The sequence below is a fragment of the Adlercreutzia aquisgranensis genome, from assembly GCF_943193145.1.
Classification (GTDB): domain Bacteria; phylum Actinomycetota; class Coriobacteriia; order Coriobacteriales; family Eggerthellaceae; genus Xiamenia; species Xiamenia aquisgranensis.
Genome location: NZ_CALPDA010000002.1, coordinates 21,602 through 44,135, shown reverse-complemented (window position 1 = coordinate 44,135; position 22,534 = coordinate 21,602). Strand labels below are relative to the sequence as shown.

Genomic DNA, 22,534 nt, shown 5'->3' with positions numbered 1-22,534 from the left:
AGGTCAGAAACCGCCCCTAGCAAACCGCTTTCAGGCGACCCCCCCCCATGAGATTTTCAGCTGGATCGCCGTAGGCAACCGATCCCAGCGACGGCATCAGCCCCAGTACCAGCGCGCACGCCAGCAGGCTGTTCACTACCTTAATACGAGCAGTAGACTTCCTCATTGCAACTCCTATCCCCCACCGGTCCCTTGCGAAAACCGGCGTTTGCCTCTCAAGAGAGAAGAACCATGACCAGGCAGGATATATTCCGAACATGATCGTGCGCGCTTCTCACCCAGTCTCATAATAGCCATTCGGATGGCTTGCAGCAACGATTTCGTTTCGCCGAACCGTTACCTTAAGGAAACTGTCATGTCACCTTCACGTTCCGGCGCCGAGGCGTTGCCTGCATTCGGACGGGAAACGATGCAACCGGTGACGGTTGTGGCGCTTCGCGGGCCTCCGATGTAACGGGAGACGTTTATGGCGCGCTCCAGCTATCGCCCGTGTAACGAACGACGTTTATGGCAGAAAACACTGTAACCGATGACGGTTATGTACGATTTTCTGTAACGGAAGACGTTTATGGCAGGTTTCGATTGCCATAAACGTCTTCGGTTACATCGAGCAGCTGTGATGAGGCGCGAAGGCAGTGGGGGCTCGCAGAAGCGCCGGAGTCTGATGACGCGACAGCCGTCGGAACGTGCAGGGCGGGGGGCGGGGGGCGCGCAGAGCAGCGCCGGGCGGGACGGTGGGCTTTCCGAATACCTCTTTCGGGGTATGCCCTCTTCGGTTTCGCGGCGGTATGGTATGGGCAACACAGCAGGCAGACGGCAGGGCACGGGAAAGGATGGGCGAGGCGGTGCGAAGCGATGCTCTAGCAACCTCGCCTGAAGGGGCTTCCGCGATAGCTGCCTCGGAAACGACGCCCGAGCAAGCAAGGCGGTGCCTGCAAACGCCGCCAGGGGAATGCACGCCCCCGCACACGCACAGATGCGAGCGCAGGGGCGCGCAGTTTCTGGGGCTCCTGCGGCAGGCATAGGGGTATGCGTGCTGGCCGCGGGCGCCTCGCGGCGTATGGGACGCCCGAAGCTGCTGCTGCCTTTCCCCGCCGAAACGAAAGCCGTCACGGAAATGTGGCCGAATTCCGCAAGCAGGGGGGGGGGCAACGACAACGGGGCCGAATTACGCAAGCAGGGGGGCAACGACAACGGGGCCGAATTACGCAAACGGGGAAGCTCTGGCGGCGATGGGGTTGAATTCCGCAAGCAGGGGGGCCTCAACGGCGATGGAGTCGAATCCTGCAAACGGGGGAACTCCGGCGGCAGCTGCGACGACGGCTGGCGGCAGCCCGTCGCAGCGCGAGACAGCCAACGGCGAAGCATCGGGCGGGAAGGCGCTCGCAGCGACGGCCTGCGACGACGCACCAGAACCCGAAGCCGCCACGGCGGCGGGAGTAACGCTGTTGGAACGCGCGCTTGACACCTCCCCCGCCCTCGCGGCCGAACCGGCAGCCGACCGCTCTCGCAACGGGAATGGCGCCGCGCTCGCACCCGCTTGCGCCTGAACAGCCTCAAGCAGCACATGGAAGCGCACCGAATCGCCACACAGGGGGTTGGCCGCCTGACCGCAGGCCAGCGCCAGGTGCGGCCCAACGCATCCTTCGTAAAGGAAGCCCTTGTGCTGCGGATTTCGGTGCAGCTGCATAACGGCGTCGTTCATCGCAGTTCCTCCCAGCATTCCAGCAGCGCGCCTGCGAGCCGTTCGACGTCACCTTCGGTGGAATAGGCCCCGAAGCTCACGCGCAGGCTGGCCGGCACGCCCAGTTCCTGGTGGATGGGCATGGCGCAATGGCTTCCGGCGCGCACCGCCACGCCGCGCTCGCCCAAGGCATCCGCCAAATCGTGGGGGTGCACGCCGTCCAGGACAAACGACACCAGCGCGTCGTGGGAGCCTGGCTCCTGCGGGCCCAGGATGCGCGCCCCGCGGAGGGACGACACCAAGTCGATCACCTGGTTGCACAGCTCGCGCGTATGAACCTGCAACGCCTCGCGGTCGAGGGACGCCAGGAAGTCGCAGGCTCGGGCGAATCCCACGGCGCCGGCGATGTTGGGCGTGCCCGCCTCCAGCACGCAATCCGGCACCTGGGAGGTGGCGGCACTGTCCAGATACGACAGCTGCGGATAGTCGCGCAGAAGCGGGAACTGCCCGCGAATCGACCGCGCATCGTATGTGCCCACAAGCCGCCCCTTTCCCGCCGTGCGTTTCGCAGAATTACCTCTGGGAAAACTCTACGACCAGGAAAATGCGTTCCCCACACCGAAAAGGGGTACCTGCAAGGGGTACCGGGGCAGTACGGGGAATCGCCGAGCTACACCAGACACGCGCCCATGCCGTCGAAGGCGGTGCGCGCAATCGCGTCGTCGAAGGGGTTGCGGTACAGGAAGACGTCGTCCCAGGTGATCGCCTCGTCGGCCCGCTTCATCCAGAACGCGTCGGTAAGAGAGAGGCAGCGCGCCATGACAATGAGATCGTGGCGGATGGTCAGCCCGAGCTCCCGCATGAGCCGTTCGATGGAGATGCGACGGGCAGGCGCACGGTGAAGCAGGTGCCTTTGTCTTCCTGGCTTTCCACGGTTACGTCGCCGCCGTGGTAGAGGGCCGCGTGCTTCACGATGGCCAGGCCCAACCCCGTGCCACCGGTCTCTTTCGAGCGGCTCTTCTCCAGCCGGTAGAAGCGCTCGAACACCTTGTCGCGCTTGTCCGGCGGAATGCCCGCGCCCGTGTCGCTCACCCGCACGATCGCCACCTGCGCGTTGTCGGCGGCCCGCTCTTCGGAGGTTTCCACGATCACCAAGCCGTCTTCGCGATTGTAGCGGATGCCGTTTTCCACCAGGTTGTAGATCATCTGCTCCAGCAGCGTCTCGTTCCCGCGCACCAGGACGGGCTCAAGCTGCACCCGCAGCCGCACCCCTGCGTCCCGCGCCGGTTTCGCCAGTCGCTGGGCCACATGCTCCGCCGCCGCCGACAGGTCCACGTCGGCGGCGTCTTCGGCGTCGGGGGCGACCTCGTCTAAGCGCGAGAGCACCAGCACATCGTCGATGAGCGCCCGCATGGCCTGGGATTCGTCGTAGATGAGCTTGGCGAACCGCGGCACGTCTTCAGGCGGCACCAGGCCGTTGGCCATCAGCTCAGCGTAGCCGGAGATCACCTGCAGGGGCGTCTTCATCTCGTGGGACACGTTGGCCGTAAAGTCGCGCCGCATCTTCTCGGCCCTGGCCAGCTCTTCATTGCGCGTTCGCGAGGCACTCATCGGTCGCCCTTCCGCAGACGGTAACCCGAGCCACGTACCGTCACAATGGCCCCTTCGGCGCCGGGACGCGCCTGCGCCAACTTCTTGCGCAGCGTCTTTACGTGCATGTCCACCGTGCGCGTCTCGCCGACGAAGCTGATACCCCACACCGCTTCCAGCAACTGCTCGCGGGTGAGCACGCGGCCGCGGTTTTCCATGAGGAAGCGCAGCAGGTCGAACTCCTTGCGCGTAAGGGAAAGCTCCACGCCGCCCACCTCTGCGGTGCGCGCCAGCGGGGATAGCTCGATATCGCCCGCCTGCAGCACGTCGTCTAAGTCGGGCGCGCTTGCGGCGGTGTTGGTGGCAGCGCTTGCAGCTCCTAGCGCGCTGGCTGCACGTGCGGTACCGGCAGCGCCTGGGGCACCAGCAGCGCCGGCGGCCTTCCCCGACACGTGCGCAGGGCGTGACGCCCGTCTTACCAGGGCGTTCACCCGCGAGATGAGCTCCATCATGCCATAAGGCTTGGACAGGTAGTCGTCGGCGCCGGCGTCCAGGCCAACCACCTTGTCGAACTCGGTGCCCTTGGCCGTCAGCATCAGCACGGGGATCGCCTCCGTGGCGTCGCTTGCTCGCAGCGCTCGCAGCAGCTCCATCCCGTCGTCGCCGGGCAGCATGATGTCCAGCAGCACCGCCGCCGGCTGGGCCTTCGCGCACTCGGCCACGAAGTCGCGCTTCCGCGCTTCCGGAAGGGCGTGCACCTGAAAGCCAGCCTGGCGCAGGGCGTAGGACGTTAGGTCGCGGACGTGCTCGTCGTCCTCCACATAGTATATGAGCGGCGATTCCTCCATGGGGCTCCTTCCTTCGCGGCCTATTCTAGAGCACCTGGCGGCCCGCTCTTCCCCGTTTCACCCAACCGTTGAAACGCCGACGCCCAAGGGCACGCCAACCGCCAATGACCGCATCCTTAGGCTGCCGCACTGTCGGAAGCAGTCGCCGCGGTGGGAACAGCCGCAGCAGCCGGCGATTCCTCGGGCGCAAGGTGCGTCCGGCGAAGACGGCGGGGGCGACGCGGGTGGTCGGGCAGCAGCGCCATGACGATCTTCGCCATCACCGGCACGCAGGGCAGCCACAACGCAGTCATCGCCACGTTGAACAGGGTATGCGCGTTGGCGATCTGCCGCGCGATGACCTGCACCTCGGGGCCGGCAGGCGGGATGGCGGCCACCACGGCGGCAAAGGGACCTACCAGCCACACGAACAGCAGGCATCCCGACAGATTGAAGACGCAGTGCGAAAGGGCCACGCGCTTGGCGTCGCGCGACTGGCCGATGGCTGCCAACAGCGCCGTGACGGTGGTGCCCAGGTTGTCGCCCAGCAGGACGGGCACGGCACCCTCAAGCCCGATAAGGCTGCCGCCGTCGGCGCCCGGCACCGACGCCAGGTTCTGCAGCACGGCGATGGTAGCGCTTGAACTTTGCACCACCACAGTCATGAGCGTACCTACCAAAATACCCAGCACCGGCACGCCCGTTACCTGGGCGATCGCATCGGTAAACAGGGCATTGTCGGCCAGCGGCTTCATAACGCCCCCCATGGTGTCGATTCCTAGGAACAGCAGCCCGAAGCCGAACAGCGCCTTGCCCGCCAGCTTGCGGCGCTCGGTCTTCGCCAGGCTCATAAAGATGAAGCCCGCGAACACGATGGCCAGCACGTAATCGGACAATTTGAACGCCAGCAGCTGCGCGGTGATGGTGGTGCCGATGTTGGCGCCCATGATGATGGGGATGGCCTGGCGAAGGCTCATCAGACGCGCGCTCACGAAGCCGATGGTCATCACCGTGGTGGCGCTGGAGCTTTGCAGCACCGCCGTGGCCACCGCGCCCGCCAGCACACCCACCAGCGGGTTCTTCGTCATGGCGGCCAGGATGGAGCGCATCCGGTCGCCCGCCGCCTCCTGAAGGCTTCCGCTCATGAGGTTCATACCGTAGAGGAAAACGGCCAGGCCTCCCAGAAGGCCCATTCCTATCTGCAGAAACTCGTGCATGCAACGCCTCCTTGCGGCAGTTGTCGTCGTTGCCGCCATTCGCAGGTCGCATGGGCGGCGGCACATGGAGCCAAGGACGCGCTTCGGGCCGAAATCGTCCGCGCTTACAGCTTGCGGTCTGCGCTCGCTGGTAGCTTGCATTCGGCACTCGCTGGCAGCTTGCGGTCTGCGGGCGCCTGCGGCTCGCGTTCGGCGGGCGCCTGCGACTCGCGTTAGCCGAAGCCGCGCCTGCCCCCTTCTCGTGCTGGCGCACAGCTTACGAAGCCCATGAGCGCTCAGAGTAAGCCGCACGTAAAGGGAAAGTAAAATCTACCCGTCCCACCTCTCCGACCTCCCGCCGTCGCCTCCTTCCCTCTGCGGCCCCTCCCCCCCCCTGCGGCCCCTTCCCCGCCCTCGACCCCGGCAGCCCGCCTCGCCCCCGGTTAACCAAGGCAAACATCATACAAAATCGGCAGTTTCATTAAGATTAATTGACGAAGCTGACGATTATGCGGGCTTCCCCGGAGGCTCCGCCGCGAATCCTTGACGGAGCCGGCGGGCATGCGTGAGTCCGGCTCGCCCAGGACCAGGCGCATCTGTTCCAAAGCCTTCGCACGCTGCCGTTCCTTCCCGCGTCCCACTACCACCACAGCTTCGCCTACAGCGCGAACTGCCGCCCCGTAGTTCAGGATTTCATCGACTTCGTGCGCGAAAGGCGCGAGAGGCGCCCTGCTTGACGGCCTTCCAGCTCCGCGCTTCTGACGCCGTGCCGGCCGGAGACCGCGCAGCCGAAGGTGTTCCTTTTGCGTACTTCCATCGATAAGCCCTATGCGAAAAGGCGTGCAAAAGAGCCAGCAACCTTCCGCACTCTTGCCCGCATGGACAGCTTTGTCTAACACTTGTCCATCTTCGATCGAGCGGCGAACAAACGGGTATGCACCTCGGATATACTGCCACTATCGAAGGCTACGGGAACCGCAGTCGATAGGCCGGCACCTCCGTCATCGAGCGGCGGGTGCTTTCCCCGCGGTCGAACCGGCCGCAGAACCGAAAGGACGGACCATGCGCAGTTTCGGACTTCGTGATGTGATCGGCCCCATTATGGTGGGGCCTTCCAGCTCCCATACGGCTGGCGCGCTGCGTATCGCGCTTATGGCGCGACGGCTGCTTGCAGCCGAGCCGGTGGAGGCGACGTTCACGCTGTACGGCAGCTTCGCCCAAACCTACCGCGGCCACGGCACCGACCGCGCCCTGGTTGCAGGCATGCTGGGCCTTGCCACCGACGACCTGCGCATTCGCGACTCCTTCGCCCTAGCGGAGGCGGCCGGGCTTGGCTTCTCGTTCGTGCCCGACAGCGCCACTCACACCGACCATCCCAACACCGTGGACATAGCAGTGCGCGATGCCAGCGGAGCCGTCACCCAGGTGCGCGGCGAGTCCATCGGCGGCGGGGCGGCCCAAATCCGGTCGATCAACGGCGTGGAAGTGCTGCTCACGGGCGAATACCACTCGCTGGTGGTGAAGCAGCGCGACGTGCGCGGCGTGCTGGCCTTCATTGCGCGGTGCGTGGCCGAGATGGACGTGAACATTGCCACCACCAAGCTGTTCCGCGAGCGGAAAGGCGACGTGGCCTACACCGTCATGGAAACCGACGACCCCATCCCGCCGGCCATCGAGCAGATGCTGTCCGCAAACCCGAAGATCCTGAGCGTGCGCATCGTGCCCAGCAACCGCTTCGGCGCCACGTCCGCCCCCATGACTGACGAAGAAGCGCGCGAAGAAGGCCTCACGCCCACGGGGTTCGGCTCGGAGCTTTCCGCAGAGGAAGCCGCCAGCCTGTTCGAAACCATGGACTTCGCCACCGGCGCCCAGCTTTTGTCCTACGCGCAACGCGAGGGCATCCCGCTGTCGGACGCCGTCTGCCGCCGCGAGCGGGCGATGCTGGCCTCGCAGGACATCGCCGTGGACGACACGCGCCGCTACCTGAACGAGGCGCTGCAGGTGATGAAGGCCTCGGCCACCGATCCGTTCGCGCACCCGGTGCGGTCCATGGGCGGGCTCATTGGCGGCGAGGCGGCGAAGCTGTGGGATGCGATGGAATCGAAGAGGGCACTGGGAGACGGGCTGCTCACCAGGGCTATCGCCTATTCCCAGGCGGTGCTTGAGACCAACGCCTCCATGGGGCGCATCGTGGCGGCGCCGACGGCCGGGTCGGCAGGGGTGGTGCCGGCCGTGCTCATGGCGCTGCAGGACGTGTTCGGGCTGTCCGACGAACGCCTAACCCGCGGGCTCGCCAACGCCGGGGCTATAGGCATGCTGGTCATGCGCAACGCCACGGTGGCCGGCGCCGAGGGCGGATGCCAAGCGGAAGTGGGCGCAGCCTCGGCCATGGCGGCCAGTGCGGCCGTGGAGCTTATGGGCGGCACGCCGCAACAGTGCCTGGACGCGGCGGCTATCGCCATCGCCGGGCTGTTGGGCCTGGTGTGCGATCCGATCGGCGGCCTGGTAGAGGCCCCTTGCCAGAAGCGCAACGCCACCGGGGCGGCCAATGCGCTCACCGCGGCCCAGCTAGCTTTGGCCGGCACCGGCAGCGCGGTCGGGTTCGACGAGACCGTTGACGCCCTGTACGCCGTGGGCCGCGCCCTCCCCTTCGAGCTGCGCGAAAGCGCCCTGGGCGGCTTGGCGGCCACGCCCACCGGCTGCGCCCTGTGCGGGGGCTGCGGCGTGGGCGGCCTCAGCGTGAGCGCTTGCGATGGGGGCAGCGACAGCGAGAGCGGCGAAAACAGCAACCCCCTGGCTGTCGAGCGCATCCCCGAGGAAGTAGAGTAGGCAGGCGCCCCCTTGCCAGCTGGGCGAGCCGACGGGCGCGAGCGGTTGCGGCCGCTCGCTAGCTGCACGAGCTGAGTGGCTCGTACGGCCGCAGCTGCTCGCCGGCTGTGCGAGTCGGCTGGCGCCTGCAACGGCGGTTGCTCGCCAGCCGATTAGGCCTGCGATTGCGCTTGGGCCTGTGCGGCCTGCTCGGCAACCTGCCGGGCCGAAGGTCCCTTCGACCCGCGATGGCCCGCCGTGGCCTGGGGCACCTTCGACGCGTAGGATACCTTCGGGAGCTGACGACCTACGAACACGACGGCGCCAATCAGAACGGCAGCGGCAACAAGGGGTACGGGGAATTTCATGGTGGCTCCTTCCGGCTGATCTTACCTGAGCGCCCGCCGACCAGCCGACTCGGCAACCGCAGCCGCAACCGACCACGCGGTCGCGGCGGCGCCGGTCGGTCCGGACGTTCGGGCGAAGTAGCGCCGGTCGGGCAAAGCGAGGGATACGCGATCTGCGCCGCAGTCGTACCAGGAGAGACGAACGTTCGACCGCCGAGTTGCCGCCTTGCCCTTCCAGCAACCCCATCCTACCGAAGCCGCCCGCACCCATCCATCGATTCGGCTTACACCACCTTACGCTTTCGTTCGGTATTCCTTAAGCCTTTCGGAAGAAGCTGCATGCCTCGGTCGCCCGATGCCCCCGGCGCATGCAGGGGCCACAACTTTCCAAACGTCCCTCTCCTTGCGTTCCGATTGCGCAGGCCCCGCGTTCCCTCTTGCGTCTTTCTTGCGCGCCCTGCGCAGGGCTTCCGCCCCTTGCGCATGCCCTGTGCAAGCCCCTCCGTATCTCGCCCCCTTGCGCATGCCCCGCGCAAGTCCTTCCGCATCCCCCCTGCGCAAGTCCCCCCGCGTCCCGCCCCCCTGCGCATGCCCTGCGCAAGTCCTGCGCGCCCCCCCTTGCGCATGTCCTGCGCAAGTCCTTCCGCATCCCCCCTTGCGCATGCCCCCGACACCCGTTACACAGGCCTCCCCCAATTCCCGAAGCTGCGACGCCGATTCTTTTTTGGCTGATAATTCCGCTTTTGCATCGGCAATGGCTGAAAACTCCGGTTTTACATGGCCAGATGACTGATTTTTCCGTTTATGCATCTTCACTTCATGCAAAACCGGAGTTTTCAGCCAATTTGCAACTGTCCACCCCGACAACAGCGGCAAGAACCCTGGAAGGGCCGGGTCTGGCTCGGCGGAGTCGATGCCTCCTTGCAGCGGCCGGAATCGCTAAACCGCTCGCGACCTTTTGGGAGAAGACCCAACAACAGCGGCGGGGACCTCATCGGAGATCCCCGCCGCTTGCCTCAATGGGGTCGAAGCCCTTTCGGAAATCGCAGCCACCGGGCCACCCGCAGCCCTTTCGGCGACCGCGGCCACCGAGCCGCCCGCAGCCCTTTAAGCAGCCGGCTTAGCAGGGCCGAAGCCTTGCAACGACCGCAGCTATCAATACGCCTACAGCCCCTCGGCCGTCGCTACAGCGCTTGCACCAGGGCCGCGACGGTAGCGATGGTCACGCCGGACACGTCGGCGTTGGCTACGGCACCGCCGCCGACCGGGTTGGAAGCGCAGGCGCAGGCCATGAGCACGGACTGGGCGGCTTCGTCGGCCTGCAGGTCGGCCACGGTCGCAGTCAGCTGCGTGCCGCCGGTGATGGCGAGCGGCTGACCGGCGGCGGCTACGGCGTAGTCCGGCAAGCCGGTGCAGAGCACGGCAGCGGCCTTGGAGAACACGCCGGCAATGTCGGCGGTGGACGTCACGGCCTTCTGGGTGTAGCCGAAATCGCCCTTCACGTTGGCAATGCCGGCCTTGGCGGGAGCCGCGGCGGCATCAACCGGAGCCGCATAGGCCACGGCGTCGTCGGCGACCACCGCATTCACAGCCGGAGCGGCAACCGCAGCGCCGGCGCCCAGCAGCAGAACCGAGCTCGCCACGGATCCGAACAGTTTGGCTTGGGAAGTCTTCATGTCAATCCTCCTTTCGCGGATGCGCGCTTACGCGTTGACCTTCACGAACAAACCGATGGGATGCACCATGGTCTCGCCGTCGGTGTTGGTGGCGTTCACCTTGATCACGTAGGTGCCGGCTTCCTTCGGCGTCCACTTCACGGTGAACTGCACGCATTGGTTCGGGTCGTAGCTCTCGTCGATGTCGTAGTCCATCCAGGTCACACCGCCGTCGGTGGAGAACTGAATCTGGCCCAGCGGGGCGCGCACGTCGGTCCAGCCCCATGCGAAGCCCGGCAGCTCCACGGTCTCGCCCAGCTTCACTTCCACACCGTCGTCAACCAGCCAGCCAGCGTTGATGTAGTTCATAAGGCCCGCGTAAGCCGGTGAAGACGTGGCGTAGGTGAGGATGTTGGTAGGCTCGTCGGCATGGGAAAACTGCACTTCCTGGATGAACTTGCCCCAGGCGCCGGCCGGCATGCCCGGCAGCACCAGCAGCATGGGGGCGCCGTTCTCCTGCACCAGCGGCTCGCCGTTGAGCTCGTAGGCGATGATGGCGTCCTTCATATAGATGTCCAGCGGCAGCGCGTTGTGGGCGAACTGCCAGTTGTCGTAGCAGAGGATGTTGGCTTGGTTCATGCCTTCCAGCAGGCCGCCGCAGTCCTCCACCAGATCGGTGATGGACACGCCGGTGTACTCGAAGTTGCCCACCATGGAGCCGCCCTGGCCGTTGGTCACGCACTCGTGAGCTGCGGCGACGGTGGTCTGGGGCATCTTCTTCAGATCCTCAACGGTGTAGCTCTTCTCCTCGGCCACGCCGCGCAGGGTGAAGGTGTTGTTCTGGTCGGTGATGGCCTTCATGTCCAGCTGATCGGGCGGATAGTTGTACACCACGAACAGGTCCTTGGCGTCGGTGATGCGCTGGTCAAGCTCCACCGTCATGTCAGGTTCGGCCTCGGTGCGGGTGCCGTTGAGGTAGTCGGATCCGTGGCCGTGGTCGCGCACCCACTCGCGCGACTTCGGATTGGTGACGGCGTCCTTGTAACCGCCCAGGGTGGGCTCGTGCACCACGTCGTCGAACATCTCCAGATCCCAGCTGCCGTCGGCCTGGTAAGCCACCGCATGGCAGCTCCAGCAGTTGCCGTTGTAGGTTTCGACGAACATCTGGTTGCCGTAGTGGGCGCCGTGCAGCAGATCGCCCAGGTACGGCGAGTAGAAGCCGCCGGCCAGGCCATGGCACGTAGCGCAGTCCTTGTAGGTCATCTTCATGCCGTAGCCGATTTCCACGATGGCATGCAGGGCCGGGCGGGTGGAATCGCCCATAACATCGGCCAGGTCCTCATGGCAGGCGTTGCAGCCGCGGTTGCCCGCATTCACGAGCTCGCGGTTGGTGTAGTTGTCCTCCAGCAGGTCGCCGGCGTCTTTGTCGAAGAACGACCCCATGATCATGCCTCCGACGGCCGTCTTGTCGGCGGCATCGTCCTTGGCCTCTGGCGCCGCGGGCTCGTCCTTCTGCTCGTCGGCAGCCGGCTCGGTCGCAGCAGCCTTGATGTCAGCGTCGGCGTCGGCCGCCTTCTGCGGGGTGTTCGACGCGCAGCCGCACACGCCCAGCGCGAAGACGACCAGGGCGGCGGAAACCGCCAAAGCGAGCTTCTTTCCCTTCGATGTGGATCGCATGTCCCCTCCTTCTCTCTTCTCTCTTGCAGCTTTCGCGCGAATCGCGCCACCTAGCGCGCATCCCCTTTCTTCTCCCCGGGCACGAAACCGCGCATCCCCGATGCTAGAAGCTTGTCAAAATGCGCGGTTCGTCTTGCAGGGATGAAATCGCACCCTCGCTCCCTTTTTCGCAGAACAGAGCCGTTTCATCCTGAAAAGACGATGGGAAAAACGACCGTTCTTCCTAGAATTAAACAGTTGGCGCATCGGGGAATCGGAGGGAAGATGCACGCACTGATTTCGCGTCGAGGCTTCATGGCCGCAACAACGGCTGCCGCACTGTCCTGTGCACTTCCGGGGAGCATGAGCGGCTGCTCGCCAAGCTCCAATCGGGTGGAAGACGCGGAAGACGGCAATACCGGCGGCAATGCGACCGGAGCAGACGCCACCTCTCCCGCAGCCCAAAATCCCCGCTTCGATCCCGCAAGCTTCACCGTAGGGGACGCGCTCGGGCAGACCTACCAGCAGGCGCTGGCGAAAGCCCAGGAAACAGCGCCCGACGCCGCCCTCTTCGCCTTGCGCACCTCCCATGCCATCCGGCCGGGGGAAGCCGCAGCCTGGGACTACCTGTTCGCGTCGCAGAAGGAGCTGCGCTACTACATCGCCTTCACCGGAGACGTGATAAGCGTGTCCGAACTGGGAAAATGCACCATGAAGTTCGCCGAGTGGGAGCGCGTTCCCGCTGCGGACGCCATCAAGGTTGATGCTGCGGCAGCCTACGAAACGGCCAGCAGCGCAGCAGCCGATAGCGCCATGGGCCAGCCGGCCGAGCTCTACGCCTACCTCATACTGTACTCGGAGGAAGCGGATACCGGCGCCGAAGCCTACACCTACGTCGACGAGCCGATGAACTGGTACTTCGAGTTTTCTTTCGACAGCCCGGAAAGCGATATGCCCAGCGACCAGGCAGCCATGGCCGTCTGGTCCGTGAGCGCGGAAACGGGTGCGCTCGCCCGTGTTGTAGAATAGAAGCTCCATCGAGCATTGCGGGGAGGGGCCGTTGCTCAACCAGCTACGACAGATATTCGCTTTAGTGGTTCCCCAGGGTGCCGACCGCCGCATCCGCTACTGCGGCGTTCAGATGATTTGCCTGGTGATGGTCTGGTTCTTCATCCAGGGCAGCGGCGGGATCGCCTTCGTCGACGCAAACCAGCTTCCCAACGGCGAAGCTACCACGGAACTGCGTCTGCTCACTCTGGCGTCCCAATGCGGCGGGGGCATCATCGGGTCGCTGGTGGTGCTCTTCGGCGCTCGGCTGCACCCCGACCGCGCTCCGGCGGACCGCCCGACCGCTTCGGCGCCTTCCAAGCGCACGGCTCTGATCTGCTCCGCTCTCCTGGCGCTCTCGCTCGTCGGCTGCTTCGCCTGTAGCGCGTCCGACGCCGCCATGGCTTCCGCCGTGCTTCGCGCAATCGCATGCTCCGTGGTGACCGTCCTGTTCCTGAACGCGTGCCTTGTGCTCGTGGGATTCTCCCTGCATACCGCCTTGGCCGTGTTCCTGCTGGTGTCGCTGTGCCGCATCGTGCAGAACCTGATCATGCTTCCTTTCGAGATGGGATTCGCCTGGGCGGTGCTCTCGCTAGTCGCCGAGCTTGTCCTGGTGGGAACCTACGCCGTCACCGTCGACCTTGCCGAACGTACCGCCGCCCCGAGCCAGGAGCCCCCGTCCCCCTCACGCCAGACCGCGCTGGAGGATGCCCCCACCCCGCAACCCAAACGCTTCCTTCCATGGCAGTTCATCGTCCACGTCATGTTGTACTACTTCGTCATCGGGGTCCTGCGCCTGTGGGAGGGCAACCTGGCGGCGCCGGGGCTTCAAACCAATTGTTCGTACCTGCTGGCCAGCACCGCGGCCTTCGCACTGTTCTACGCCTCCTTCGTACGCACGGGCAACACGTCCGACTATTGGGTGCGCATCCGCCAAATCGCCTTCCCGTTGCTGGTAGCCGCCGCGGCCCTCACAGGAATACTTCCCTTTGACCTGCTGTTCCTGGCCGTGATCATGGGGCAGACGGCCTACCGTTTCTATCTGCTGGCCTCCTATGTCGAGATGTTCTCCATCTGCGCTATCACCGACGTGAACGCACGCCACGTGTTCGCTGTCACCCACATCGTCATGTACGTGGGCATGTTCGCTGGCAGCGTGCTGGGCATGAGCACCCAGACCGCCGTGATGGACCCGACCACGGTGCTGGGGATCACGCTGCTGCTGTTCCTGTGCCTGATCGCCGCATCATGCTGGTTGGGCAACGACAAGTCGGCCGGCAAGGTGTGGGGCCGGCGCATCGAGCTCACGCCGCGGGGACGCCATGACCAGCTGCTGACGAGGACCTGCCAGGCCATCGCCGACGAGTACCGCCTCACGGCAAAAGAGACGGAAATACTCGAGCACCTGGTGCGCAAGCAGACGCTCGACCAAATCGCCGACGCCCTGGTGGTGTCGAAGAACACCGTGCGCACCCACGTTCGCAACCTCTACGCCAAGATAGGCGCCCATTCCCAGTCCGACGTCTATCGGCTGTTCGACCAGGTCAAGCGCGCTTCCAAGCGCTAGACTCCCCCTATTGGTAGATGACGCCAGGCGCGCGACGCCGCTTTCGCATGCTGGATGGCATTTGAACGGTGGCGGACTGGCTGCGGTGCATCGACGGTACCGAACGAGCGCGCCCAGACCCCGGGCCGCCGCCTCGCATACGAGCGGATGCAACAAGCGGCAGCCCGGCATTCGCCCCGCCCCGGGTGCAACGAACGACGGTTATGTACGATTTCGCGTAACAGAAGACGGTTGTGGCAAGATTCGGTTGTCCCCATGTAACGGAAAACGTTTATGGCAGAAAACGCTGTAACGGAAGACGTTTATGTACGATTTCTTGTAACGGAAGACGCTTATGGCAGGATTCGGCTTGCCACAACCGTCTTCCGTTACATCGGGCGCAGCCGGCTTGCCACAACCGTCTTCCGTTACATCGGTGGCTGGGGCGCAATGACAAGCGAGATGCGGAGTCGAGGTTGAGGGTTGCTCTCGGCTAGGCCTCTTCGGCGGGTTGGGGCTCGGGGTCGTCGCTCAGCAGTGCTTGCACCTTCCGAATGGCGGCCATGTACACGTTCACGATGACCCCGGTGAACGCCGCGCATACAAGAGTGCCCTCGCGAACGCCGGCCAAGTGCCCTGTGAAGGCGAAGGCGCAGATAATGGCCAAGGCGGCGCACGTGCAGTCGAAACCCACCTTCACCGTGCCGAAACGGATGCCCGTCTTGCGCGACACCGCCTGCACCACCGCCTCGCCGCAGTTCATGACCGTGCGCGACAACACCGTCATCACGATGCCCAGGGCAAGCACCGCCATGCCCGCCACCAGCCACAGGCACGACTGCCAGTAGGTAGCCGGAGCGAGCGGGCCCAGCAGCTGCACGAACAGGTCGATGCACAGGCCGAACAGCACCGAAATGGGGATTTGCAGCAAATCGACGGCCCGAAAGTCGCGCCGCAGGATGACGATTTGCACCGCCACCAGCACGCATTGCCACACCAGCATGAACACGCCGAAGCTCACCTGGGTAAACGCCAGGCTCAACACGTTGGGGCATGCGGAAATGGGCGAATTGCCAAGGCCCGCGCGCACCACGATGTCGATGCCCAGCGCCATGACCACGATGCCCGCCAGCATAAGCAGCGTACGTCCCGCCAGACTGGCGAGGGAGGGCGCTTCGAACAGGACGGTCACGCGCTCGAGCATATCACCGAACTTGGAGGCGGCGGCAACCCGACCGGCACGCTGCTCCCCGGAGCGCTCACGCCCCATGGACTTGCCCTTGACCCGAATCTCGTTCTCGCGATTCTCCGGCCGTACCGTCATGTTCTCACCGTCCCTTCGGTCCTTGCAAATACAACCCATCTGGTATAGCACCGAAATCCTTGGCCGAAGGGGCTCTTTTCCGCTAGTGCGAGAAAACCAACGGGCAGCGAGCAAAGCGCCCTGCCGGCTGCGGGGCCAGCAGGGCGCTTGCGCAGCACGAGCGGCGTTTGCAGCGTGTCGTGGCTTCGCGTCGTTGAAGCCGGTAGCCCGACGGGCCAACGAACCCGACAAGCTGATGGGCCCATGGGCCCGGCTCGCCCGACGAATCTACAGAAGCGGCTTGCCCGCCTCCCAGGCACCACCCACCACATCGCCCACTACGCGGTATATACGGCGGGTGGAGTTGTAGACGATCGGCCTCATCTTGCCGAAATCGACGCGGCCTTCGTCGTCAAGGATTCCCTCGTCAACGCTCGTGTTCACGATTCCGCCGATAAAGCGCTTCTCGCCTCCCCGCTCTGCGTAGAACAGCAGCAGGCAGTCGTCGAAATACGGCTGCCGTCGGCCGAAGTAGTCGATAAGCACGTTGGTATCAAGCAAGACTCTCATACTTTTCACGGACAGCCTCTTCCACGAGTGTTCGATAGTCGCCGTGCAGCGCCCCTTCGGGCAGGGCGAACGTGGTCGCCTCGACGAATTCCCCCATGCGCTGCCTCATAGCGGCCGTGACCCGACGAACGCCGGCGCCGCCACCTGTGGCAGACGGGGGCGCGGGCAGCTCGCCCGTTTCGGCAACGTATTCGAACGCCCTGTTCACAAGCTCGGTCGGCGTAGACCCAAGCTCTTTGAGCGCTGCCATGCCCCGGCTTTTCAACCCCCGGTCGACCCGGGCGGTCACCATGGCATCGTCGCGCTGGCCGCGCGCCCGCCCCGCTTCCCGGACAGCCGCCCCTGCCGCAGAAGCCATGGCCGCCCCCCTCCCGCATACGCTTTTGCAGGAAATTGTAATACGGTATTATGGTATTTGCAAAACATAGGGGTATTCGAAATCGTTACCCAAGCAAAAAGGGCTCCGAGAATCCTCGAAGCCCTTCTCCTTTAGACGCGTTTGCGCACCGTGCGAAACGCCTACACGCTGGGAATATATTCGCTTATCGCATGGTCCGCCGCCCAGTAACCCGACACGCGAGCCCATAGCTGCATGGACCCCGGCGCACAAGAGACGTCGTAATAGGGGCCGAACAAGCCACCCGCATCCGACCCTCCTGCATACAGGCCTGGAATGGGCTTGAAGTCCGAGCCGATGACACGCGCGTACTCGTCAACCTTCAGGCCTCCAACGCTACCATAAAAGGCGAGCAGACATCGAAAGCCGTAGAAGGGAGGCGTGTCCATTTTGCGCAGGTACTGAGGATCCTTCAGAAAGTCGTGGTCATACCCCTCGTCGCAGTAGCTGTTATAGGTTTCCATCTGGGTCTTCAGCACTTCGGGGTCCATGCCCAGCTTCCGACCAAGCTCTTCGATGGTGTCGGCTTTGAACACTCGCGGATTGTCGCGAACCAGCGCCTTGTCGATCTCCTCCTGGAACTGGGGAACAGGTTCGCCCGGTTCGAAGTAGTTTGCCCGTCGAGTAACCACCCCTTCCGCCATGGTCTTATCCACGAACGCCTGGTCGATGACAGCGAACACGTGCTGTTGCTGTGAGCCGATATTTCCGGAAAGCGTCCAGTCCTTGATGACGCTTTCATCGCAAAAACGACGGCCTTCCTGGTTCAGAAACACCTCGTCGGCCTGGTTCGTACCGCAGATGGTCAAAGCACCCTTGTTGTAGTGGCCTGGCAGAATCCAGCTGCAATAGCTCACAGCTTCGGGATGATGCAGAAGCGCGCCAAGCGACAAGCCCATGGCAAGCCCGTCACCGCGCTGGGTCCCCATAGAACCGCGAGGAATAACGCAGTCGTACGGCACGTTGGTGTAACGCTCGAACATCTCCTTGTTGGCAGAGAAACCTCCGGTGCACAAATCGACGGCCTTGGCGTTCACCTGGACGACGTTGCCCGCACGCCCCTTGCACAGCACGCCGTTCACAGCCCCCGCGTCGTCGGTGAGCAGTTTGCAGGCACGGGCGTCGAAGAGAAACCGAACGCCCAGATCCTGAGCGAGCTTGTACATCTTCATGACGGCGGCACGGCCGCCGGACATGCCATCCTCTCCCTCGTCGTACTTGCCCCTGGCGTTGTAGGTCACGCCTTGGAAGTCGGTGGTCCAGGCTCGCACCTTCTCTCCGTCGTCGGCAAATCGCCGCGTGATAATGGTGTTGCTCGCATAGCGATGGTAACTGGCCAGCCCATCGTAGTAATGGTCGGCGACGCCCACGTTCTCGAGCGCATTGTCAGTACCCATGGCAACATTGCCGATATTTTCAACATAACGGGAATTACCGCCCACGCCGTTTTCGGTGTTAGCGTCAACCAATATAACGCTGGCGCCCAGTTCGGCTGCACGAGTCGCGGCGCATAGACCTGTCGTTCCCGACCCGCATACGACGAAGTCGCACTCGTACGTTTCCGACGGCTCGCCTAGTCCGTCGGCAATACGCCAGACGTCCTCATCCTCATTTTCACCGTCGGCGGCATAGGCACGCTGCGTTACAAGCCCGACCGAACCCGCAGATGCCGCGACTATACCGAGCGCAGTTGAACCGAGCAGAAAGTCCCGACGGGATAGTTCCTTAGCCATAATCTTCCCTTCCTTCGCCCCGTGTTTATTCGAATCCGTCCCAGCCCTCGGGCAAATCCATGTAATGGCATTGCACGCAGTTGAGGGTCGGCTGACCGTGCATCGAGTGACACTGACCGCAGTCAACATCGCCTCGATGGTTGTCGTGAACGTTGTACATACCTTCGGGGTTGTAGATGGTTTTGTCCCCGTCCAAAACTACCGCGTCCTTTATCTTCGCCCAATCGTGGCAGCCATCGTTTAGGCAGAACTCGCGCGTTCCCAGCGACTCTTCGCTAGGGCCCACCAGCTCATCGAATGAACCCACGAGCGATTGGGTTTCCTCGTCATGACAGGTGGCGCAGGTATAGCCCAGCTTCTTGTGCATCGAGATGGTGGTGCCGGGGTCTTCCGCCTGATAGCTAGCCACATAGGGGTCGGACGGATTCTCCGCCATGACGGTCTCCCAGCCACTCCCCGTCTCCGCCGCCGCATCCGGCGCGCCAGCCTCCTTCGACGAGGGACTGCATGCCGCCAAGGCGCCTGCAACGGCAAGGGTCACCGCCACAACCACAACTTTCTTCGCTTCGATAGTCATCCTCTCCTCCTTCTTGTTGCTTCCCCTCGCGACACATCGATCGCAAGCCCAACAGTCCCTGCTGCGCACCGTCGCAACGTGCGTCGACCCGTCCCGAGAAACCCATGCACAGCAGGTCGATTGTTTCACGGACGTCGTTGCCAATCACCTCCCATTTCATGGTGAAAAGCACCCCCTGGGCAAACATCACCCAACCCCATAGAACATGGTGAAATATCGTTTCTCCTGATGAATGCAGAAGACCTTCCCGGCGTAGGACTCAACTTCATCCCTCGTCTACTTTCTCGGAGACCGCGGATTCGAGTAAAATACAACCGAAGAACGCACCTGCGCTTTGCCGACAACTGGAACCTTTTCGGACTGCAGGCTCGACCTCAAGCGACAAAGCGGGGTTGCCACGGCTTCGCGCAAGCGCGATGACGGCCCGGAAACCGCGAAGCGGGGCGCAAGGAGAGACGGAAAGTTGCAGAAGCTCCAGAAAAACCAATTCGCATTGGCGCTTGTCGGGTTTACTTTCAGCTGGAATTTCTTCCCGCCTAACATGATGGCATCGTTTTTCCCGGACGCTCAGTCGTATTCGAGCGCAAACGAGTTGCTACTAGCCTTAACTGCGCTTCTGTTTCTAGCGGCTTTCCTCATTCGTCGCCCCGCTGCGCACTTCATCGACCATCACCGATTCGGAAGCTTGTGCTTGACGCTGTCGGGAATCGGCGGATATGGCCTAATGCTTACGGGTCTTGCAGAAAAAGCCCCTTCCCTCTTGCTTGCGTCGACGCTCCTCCTGTCGCTGAGCTACGTGGCTCTCATGTTGTGCTGGGCTGTAGCGCTCGCTCGGCTTGACATGCACCAGACGATGCTCCTGCTTTTCAGCTCTTCTATCGGATACGCGCTGCTTACCTTGGGCAATTTCCTGCCCATGACAGGGCAGAGGCTTATCTGCGGGCTCTCCACGGCGCTCTCTGGAGTTTGCTGGTACTGCTTGCGCGTAAACAGGTCGAAGCAGTCACCCTCCTACAGCTTCGACCTATCAGCCCTTGCCCATGCTCCCTTCGCGCTGCTGGGTTTGCTAGCCGTGCTGCTCATCGGCGGACGCATGATGACGGGACTGTTCTTCAACCTGAGCAACAACATCTCGTTCGGGGAGCTCTTTGTTCGCTGCGCATGCATCGCCGCCGTGATGTCCTTCTGCATTGCATCGCTTGCTCGAGGCGATTCCGTCGAGCAGGGCTATCGCAACGCCTGGATTCCCGCTACCGGTCTTTTCCTGCTAGGCAACATGATGGCGATAGGTCTTCAAGGCCCCGCAAGCGCCATAGGGGTGAGCATGGCCCACGGAGCCCTGAACTGCTTCGAGGTCATCTTCTACCTCGTCATGTTGCAGTTCGTAAAAAACGACAGGGTTTCGCCGGTGATGGTAATGGGACTGGGCATGATCTTGCTCAAGGTTCTTCCCATTGCCATGCAGAGAATAGTGTTCCCCCAGCTCATGATGTTGTTCGGCTTGAGCTCAACCGACGTGGTGCCTGCGGTTATACTCATGACAATGGTAATGGTGGTGTCGGTGCTAACCTTTGCGAATCACCGTGCGACCATCACCGAGCCAGGCGCGAGCTCCTCGGCCAACGAAAGCGCATCCAGCGGAAACCCGACAGCCGGTCGTTCCGATTTTGGGGAAGCTTGCAAGGCTTTGGCGGACGCGGCGGGACTCTCCGCGCGAGAGACGGAAATCATGATCCTCCTCGCGCGGGGCAACAGCCAAAAACACATTTCCGAGGTGCTGTTTCTGGCGCTCGGGACGGTGCAGTGGTATGCCAAGACCATCTACCGCAAGCTGGGCGTCCATTCCAAACAGGAGCTTATCAACTTGGTGAATGCCCAGGAGACCGCGCAGCGCACTCTCTGACAACCGCCCCCAACGCCCCAGCCCCGCGCACCCCCTACATGCGCTGGCTGCGGGCCACTTCGATCTCGGCTTCCACGCGGTCGATGAGCTCTTGCTGGGAATGCACTCCCAGCTTGCGGTAGAGGCTTCGCGCGTGGGTCTTCACCGTATCTTTGGTCACGCACAAGCTCTCGGCCACGAAGGCCATGTTGCGGCCGCGCGCCAGCAGCACGAACACGTCGCGCTCCCGAGGCGTCAGCCGGTACGTGCGCTCGATGATCTCGCAGGCGCTCTTGAACGCGCTGGCGGACCCCTGCTCGGTGGGACGCACGCCGCCCCAGTCGCGCCACAGGCCGTCGTTGCTGACCATCAGCAGGCTGGCCAGCAGCAGCATGAAGATGGCGTCGGTACAGTACTCCCCGCGCGAGAATCGCTCGAAGCCCACGAGCATGCTGGTGGCGTAGCCAAGCAGCTGCCCGGCGGTCAGCGACAGGCCGGCCCAGGCGTACAGCCGCACCCGGTCGTGGCGCTTCGTCTGCGACAGGTACGAACACAGCGCCCATGTGGTCACGATGGTGTAGTAGTAGCCGGCGATGTAGACCACCTCGCCCGCCGTGAAGTTGACCCCTGACGCATGGCTGGCAATGCCGGTGGTGCGAAACCCCGTGTCGGTGCTAAGGATGAGAAAGCCTATGGCCATCAGCGGAAACCCCACCACGTAGATGAGCTTGCGGAAGTTCAGCCGAAGCACGCCCGTGGCCACCGCCACCACCGCAGCCGCCAGCACGATGCCGAACACGCCCATAACGCCGTAGAAATCAGCAACCGTGACCTGCGGAAACATGTTTCCATTCAGGAAGCGGAGCACGCAGAAGGGATCGGTGCACTTCTCCAGCACCACGGTGCCGTACAGAAGATGCAGCAGCCCGAAGGCCATGCCCTGCACCAAAAGCGTGGCGTAGAGGCTCATCGGGTGGGCGCCGCTGCCCTTAGGAGCCGGCGCCGTGCTGGTAGCAGCATCGGCGCTCGCAGGACCGCTCCCAGCCACGCCCGCGGCTCCCGCGCCCGTCGCATCCGCCGCGCCCGCCGCAGCTCTGGCGACAGGCTCGTCGTCCAAGGCGCTTTCCTCCCACCCGGACAGTCCCCGGCCCAGCACCACACCCAGCGAAGCGAACGGCAGAAGCGACACCAACGTCACCGCCACGAAGTAGCTGGTCTGGTACAGCACCAGCGCCAACACGAAGGAGGCGACCAGGGCTGCACATGACAGCCACAGCAACCGCCGCGGCCCTTGCCGCCCCATGATGGCGCCCCACTGCACGAACATCCACGACGCCAACACGCCTGTGATTAGGGTTTCCGCCACCGCCGTTGCCGTAGTTTCCAGCCCGCAGAGCCGCGGAACGAACCCGGCGAGCGCATAAGCAACCAGCACGCCCACGGTCGAGCGCCGCTCGTAGCGCTTGCGTCGATCCGCCCCGCAGCGCACAGCCACAACAAGAATCGCCCCGAACGAAAGGGCAGCCGACGCCAGCACCAGCTCCCAGTACAGCGAGTAGCTGGGCACGCTGTTCTGCAGGGCGCTGTTCGGATTCTGCAAAGCAGCCCAGAACCAGCAGAAGAAACACCCCAGCCCCAGGACCAGGAACCAGCCCTGCGCCCCGCTGCCGAAAAGCCGCCGCGCCGTTGCGCGAGCCTTTTCCAACGTTTCCACCC

At 63.7% G+C, this 22,534-nt stretch carries 20 protein-coding genes; 4 read left to right on the top strand and 16 right to left on the bottom strand.

Annotated elements, in window-relative coordinates; all coding sequences use genetic code 11:
• Window positions 1–16 precede the first annotated feature (16 nt).
• The 7 genes from NFR41_RS01430 to NFR41_RS01400 form a co-directional block, all read right to left on the bottom strand.
• The gene (locus tag NFR41_RS01430; RefSeq protein ID WP_251230414.1) at window positions 17–166 is read right to left on the bottom strand and encodes a hypothetical protein; all 150 of its coding nucleotides are present in this window, start codon (window positions 164–166) and stop codon (window positions 17–19) included.
• A 1,038-nt stretch (window positions 167–1,204) separates the two neighbouring features.
• Window positions 1,205–1,705: an iron-sulfur cluster assembly scaffold protein gene (locus tag NFR41_RS01425; RefSeq protein ID WP_251230413.1), complete on the bottom strand. Its 501-nt coding sequence runs from the start codon at window positions 1,703–1,705 to the stop codon at window positions 1,205–1,207.
• Window positions 1,702–2,223, bottom strand: coding sequence for an aminotransferase class V-fold PLP-dependent enzyme (locus NFR41_RS01420; protein ID WP_251230412.1), 522 nt, complete (start codon window positions 2,221–2,223; stop codon window positions 1,702–1,704). Before NFR41_RS01420 ends, NFR41_RS01425 begins: the two co-directional genes overlap by 4 nt.
• Before the next feature lie 131 nt (window positions 2,224–2,354).
• Complete coding sequence (locus NFR41_RS01415; RefSeq protein ID WP_251230411.1) at window positions 2,355–2,546, bottom strand: hypothetical protein; 192 nt, start codon at window positions 2,544–2,546, stop codon at window positions 2,355–2,357.
• Window positions 2,528–3,295 (bottom strand): sensor histidine kinase, encoded by a 768-nt coding sequence (locus NFR41_RS01410; protein WP_251230410.1) that lies wholly within the window; start codon window positions 3,293–3,295, stop codon window positions 2,528–2,530. Before NFR41_RS01410 ends, NFR41_RS01415 begins: the two co-directional genes overlap by 19 nt.
• A complete protein-coding gene (locus tag NFR41_RS01405) occupies window positions 3,292–4,122 on the bottom strand; it encodes a response regulator transcription factor (protein WP_251230409.1) in 831 nt (276 codons plus the stop codon). Before NFR41_RS01405 ends, NFR41_RS01410 begins: the two co-directional genes overlap by 4 nt.
• Before the next feature lie 116 nt (window positions 4,123–4,238).
• Window positions 4,239–5,318 (bottom strand): Na/Pi cotransporter family protein, encoded by a 1,080-nt coding sequence (locus NFR41_RS01400; RefSeq protein ID WP_251230408.1) that lies wholly within the window; start codon window positions 5,316–5,318, stop codon window positions 4,239–4,241.
• A gap of 1,041 nt (window positions 5,319–6,359) precedes the next feature.
• Between NFR41_RS01400 and sdaAA the strand changes: the two genes are divergently transcribed.
• The gene (sdaAA, locus tag NFR41_RS01395; protein ID WP_251230407.1) at window positions 6,360–8,126 is read left to right on the top strand and encodes an L-serine ammonia-lyase, iron-sulfur-dependent, subunit alpha; all 1,767 of its coding nucleotides are present in this window, start codon (window positions 6,360–6,362) and stop codon (window positions 8,124–8,126) included.
• A gap of 152 nt (window positions 8,127–8,278) precedes the next feature.
• Here the strand turns inward: sdaAA and NFR41_RS01390 are convergent, their stop codons facing one another.
• The 3 genes from NFR41_RS01390 to NFR41_RS01380 form a co-directional block, all read right to left on the bottom strand.
• Complete coding sequence (locus tag NFR41_RS01390) at window positions 8,279–8,473, bottom strand: hypothetical protein (protein WP_251230406.1); 195 nt, start codon at window positions 8,471–8,473, stop codon at window positions 8,279–8,281.
• 1,163 nt (window positions 8,474–9,636) lie between these two features.
• Window positions 9,637–10,128 (bottom strand): hypothetical protein, encoded by a 492-nt coding sequence (locus NFR41_RS01385; RefSeq protein WP_251230405.1) that lies wholly within the window; start codon window positions 10,126–10,128, stop codon window positions 9,637–9,639.
• 27 nt (window positions 10,129–10,155) lie between these two features.
• Window positions 10,156–11,784 (bottom strand): molybdopterin-dependent oxidoreductase, encoded by a 1,629-nt coding sequence (locus tag NFR41_RS01380; RefSeq protein WP_251230404.1) that lies wholly within the window; start codon window positions 11,782–11,784, stop codon window positions 10,156–10,158.
• A 372-nt stretch (window positions 11,785–12,156) separates the two neighbouring features.
• On the opposite strand from NFR41_RS01380, the gene NFR41_RS01375 reads away from it, so the two are divergent.
• Both NFR41_RS01375 and NFR41_RS01370 read left to right on the top strand, forming a co-directional pair.
• Window positions 12,157–12,792 (top strand): hypothetical protein, encoded by a 636-nt coding sequence (locus tag NFR41_RS01375; RefSeq protein ID WP_251230403.1) that lies wholly within the window; start codon window positions 12,157–12,159, stop codon window positions 12,790–12,792.
• Between the two features lie 31 nt (window positions 12,793–12,823).
• The gene (locus tag NFR41_RS01370) at window positions 12,824–14,377 is read left to right on the top strand and encodes a response regulator transcription factor (RefSeq protein ID WP_251230402.1); all 1,554 of its coding nucleotides are present in this window, start codon (window positions 12,824–12,826) and stop codon (window positions 14,375–14,377) included.
• A gap of 472 nt (window positions 14,378–14,849) precedes the next feature.
• Here NFR41_RS01370 and NFR41_RS01365 read toward each other — a convergent pair whose 3' ends face one another.
• From NFR41_RS01365 to NFR41_RS01345, 5 genes are all read right to left on the bottom strand, one after another.
• Entirely contained in the window at window positions 14,850–15,680 is an 831-nt protein-coding gene (locus tag NFR41_RS01365; protein WP_251230401.1) for a YczE/YyaS/YitT family protein, read from the bottom strand.
• A 267-nt stretch (window positions 15,681–15,947) separates the two neighbouring features.
• On the bottom strand, window positions 15,948–16,220 hold the full coding sequence (locus tag NFR41_RS01360; RefSeq protein ID WP_251230400.1) for a hypothetical protein: 273 nt from the start codon (window positions 16,218–16,220) through the stop codon (window positions 15,948–15,950).
• Window positions 16,213–16,587, bottom strand: a complete 375-nt coding sequence (locus NFR41_RS01355; RefSeq protein WP_251230399.1) for a type II toxin-antitoxin system RelB/DinJ family antitoxin — start codon at window positions 16,585–16,587, stop codon at window positions 16,213–16,215. Before NFR41_RS01355 ends, NFR41_RS01360 begins: the two co-directional genes overlap by 8 nt.
• A gap of 161 nt (window positions 16,588–16,748) precedes the next feature.
• A complete protein-coding gene (locus NFR41_RS01350) occupies window positions 16,749–18,359 on the bottom strand; it encodes an FAD-dependent oxidoreductase (RefSeq protein WP_251230398.1) in 1,611 nt (536 codons plus the stop codon).
• A gap of 25 nt (window positions 18,360–18,384) precedes the next feature.
• Entirely contained in the window at window positions 18,385–18,936 is a 552-nt protein-coding gene (locus NFR41_RS01345) for a cytochrome c3 family protein (RefSeq protein ID WP_251230397.1), read from the bottom strand.
• 463 nt (window positions 18,937–19,399) lie between these two features.
• Here NFR41_RS01345 and NFR41_RS01340 point away from each other — a divergent pair, with 463 nt between their 5' ends.
• The gene (locus tag NFR41_RS01340; RefSeq protein WP_251230396.1) at window positions 19,400–20,839 is read left to right on the top strand and encodes a helix-turn-helix domain-containing protein; all 1,440 of its coding nucleotides are present in this window, start codon (window positions 19,400–19,402) and stop codon (window positions 20,837–20,839) included.
• A 34-nt stretch (window positions 20,840–20,873) separates the two neighbouring features.
• Here NFR41_RS01340 and NFR41_RS01335 read toward each other — a convergent pair whose 3' ends face one another.
• A complete protein-coding gene (locus tag NFR41_RS01335; protein ID WP_251230395.1) occupies window positions 20,874–22,532 on the bottom strand; it encodes a helix-turn-helix transcriptional regulator in 1,659 nt (552 codons plus the stop codon).
• Window positions 22,533–22,534 lie beyond the last annotated feature (2 nt).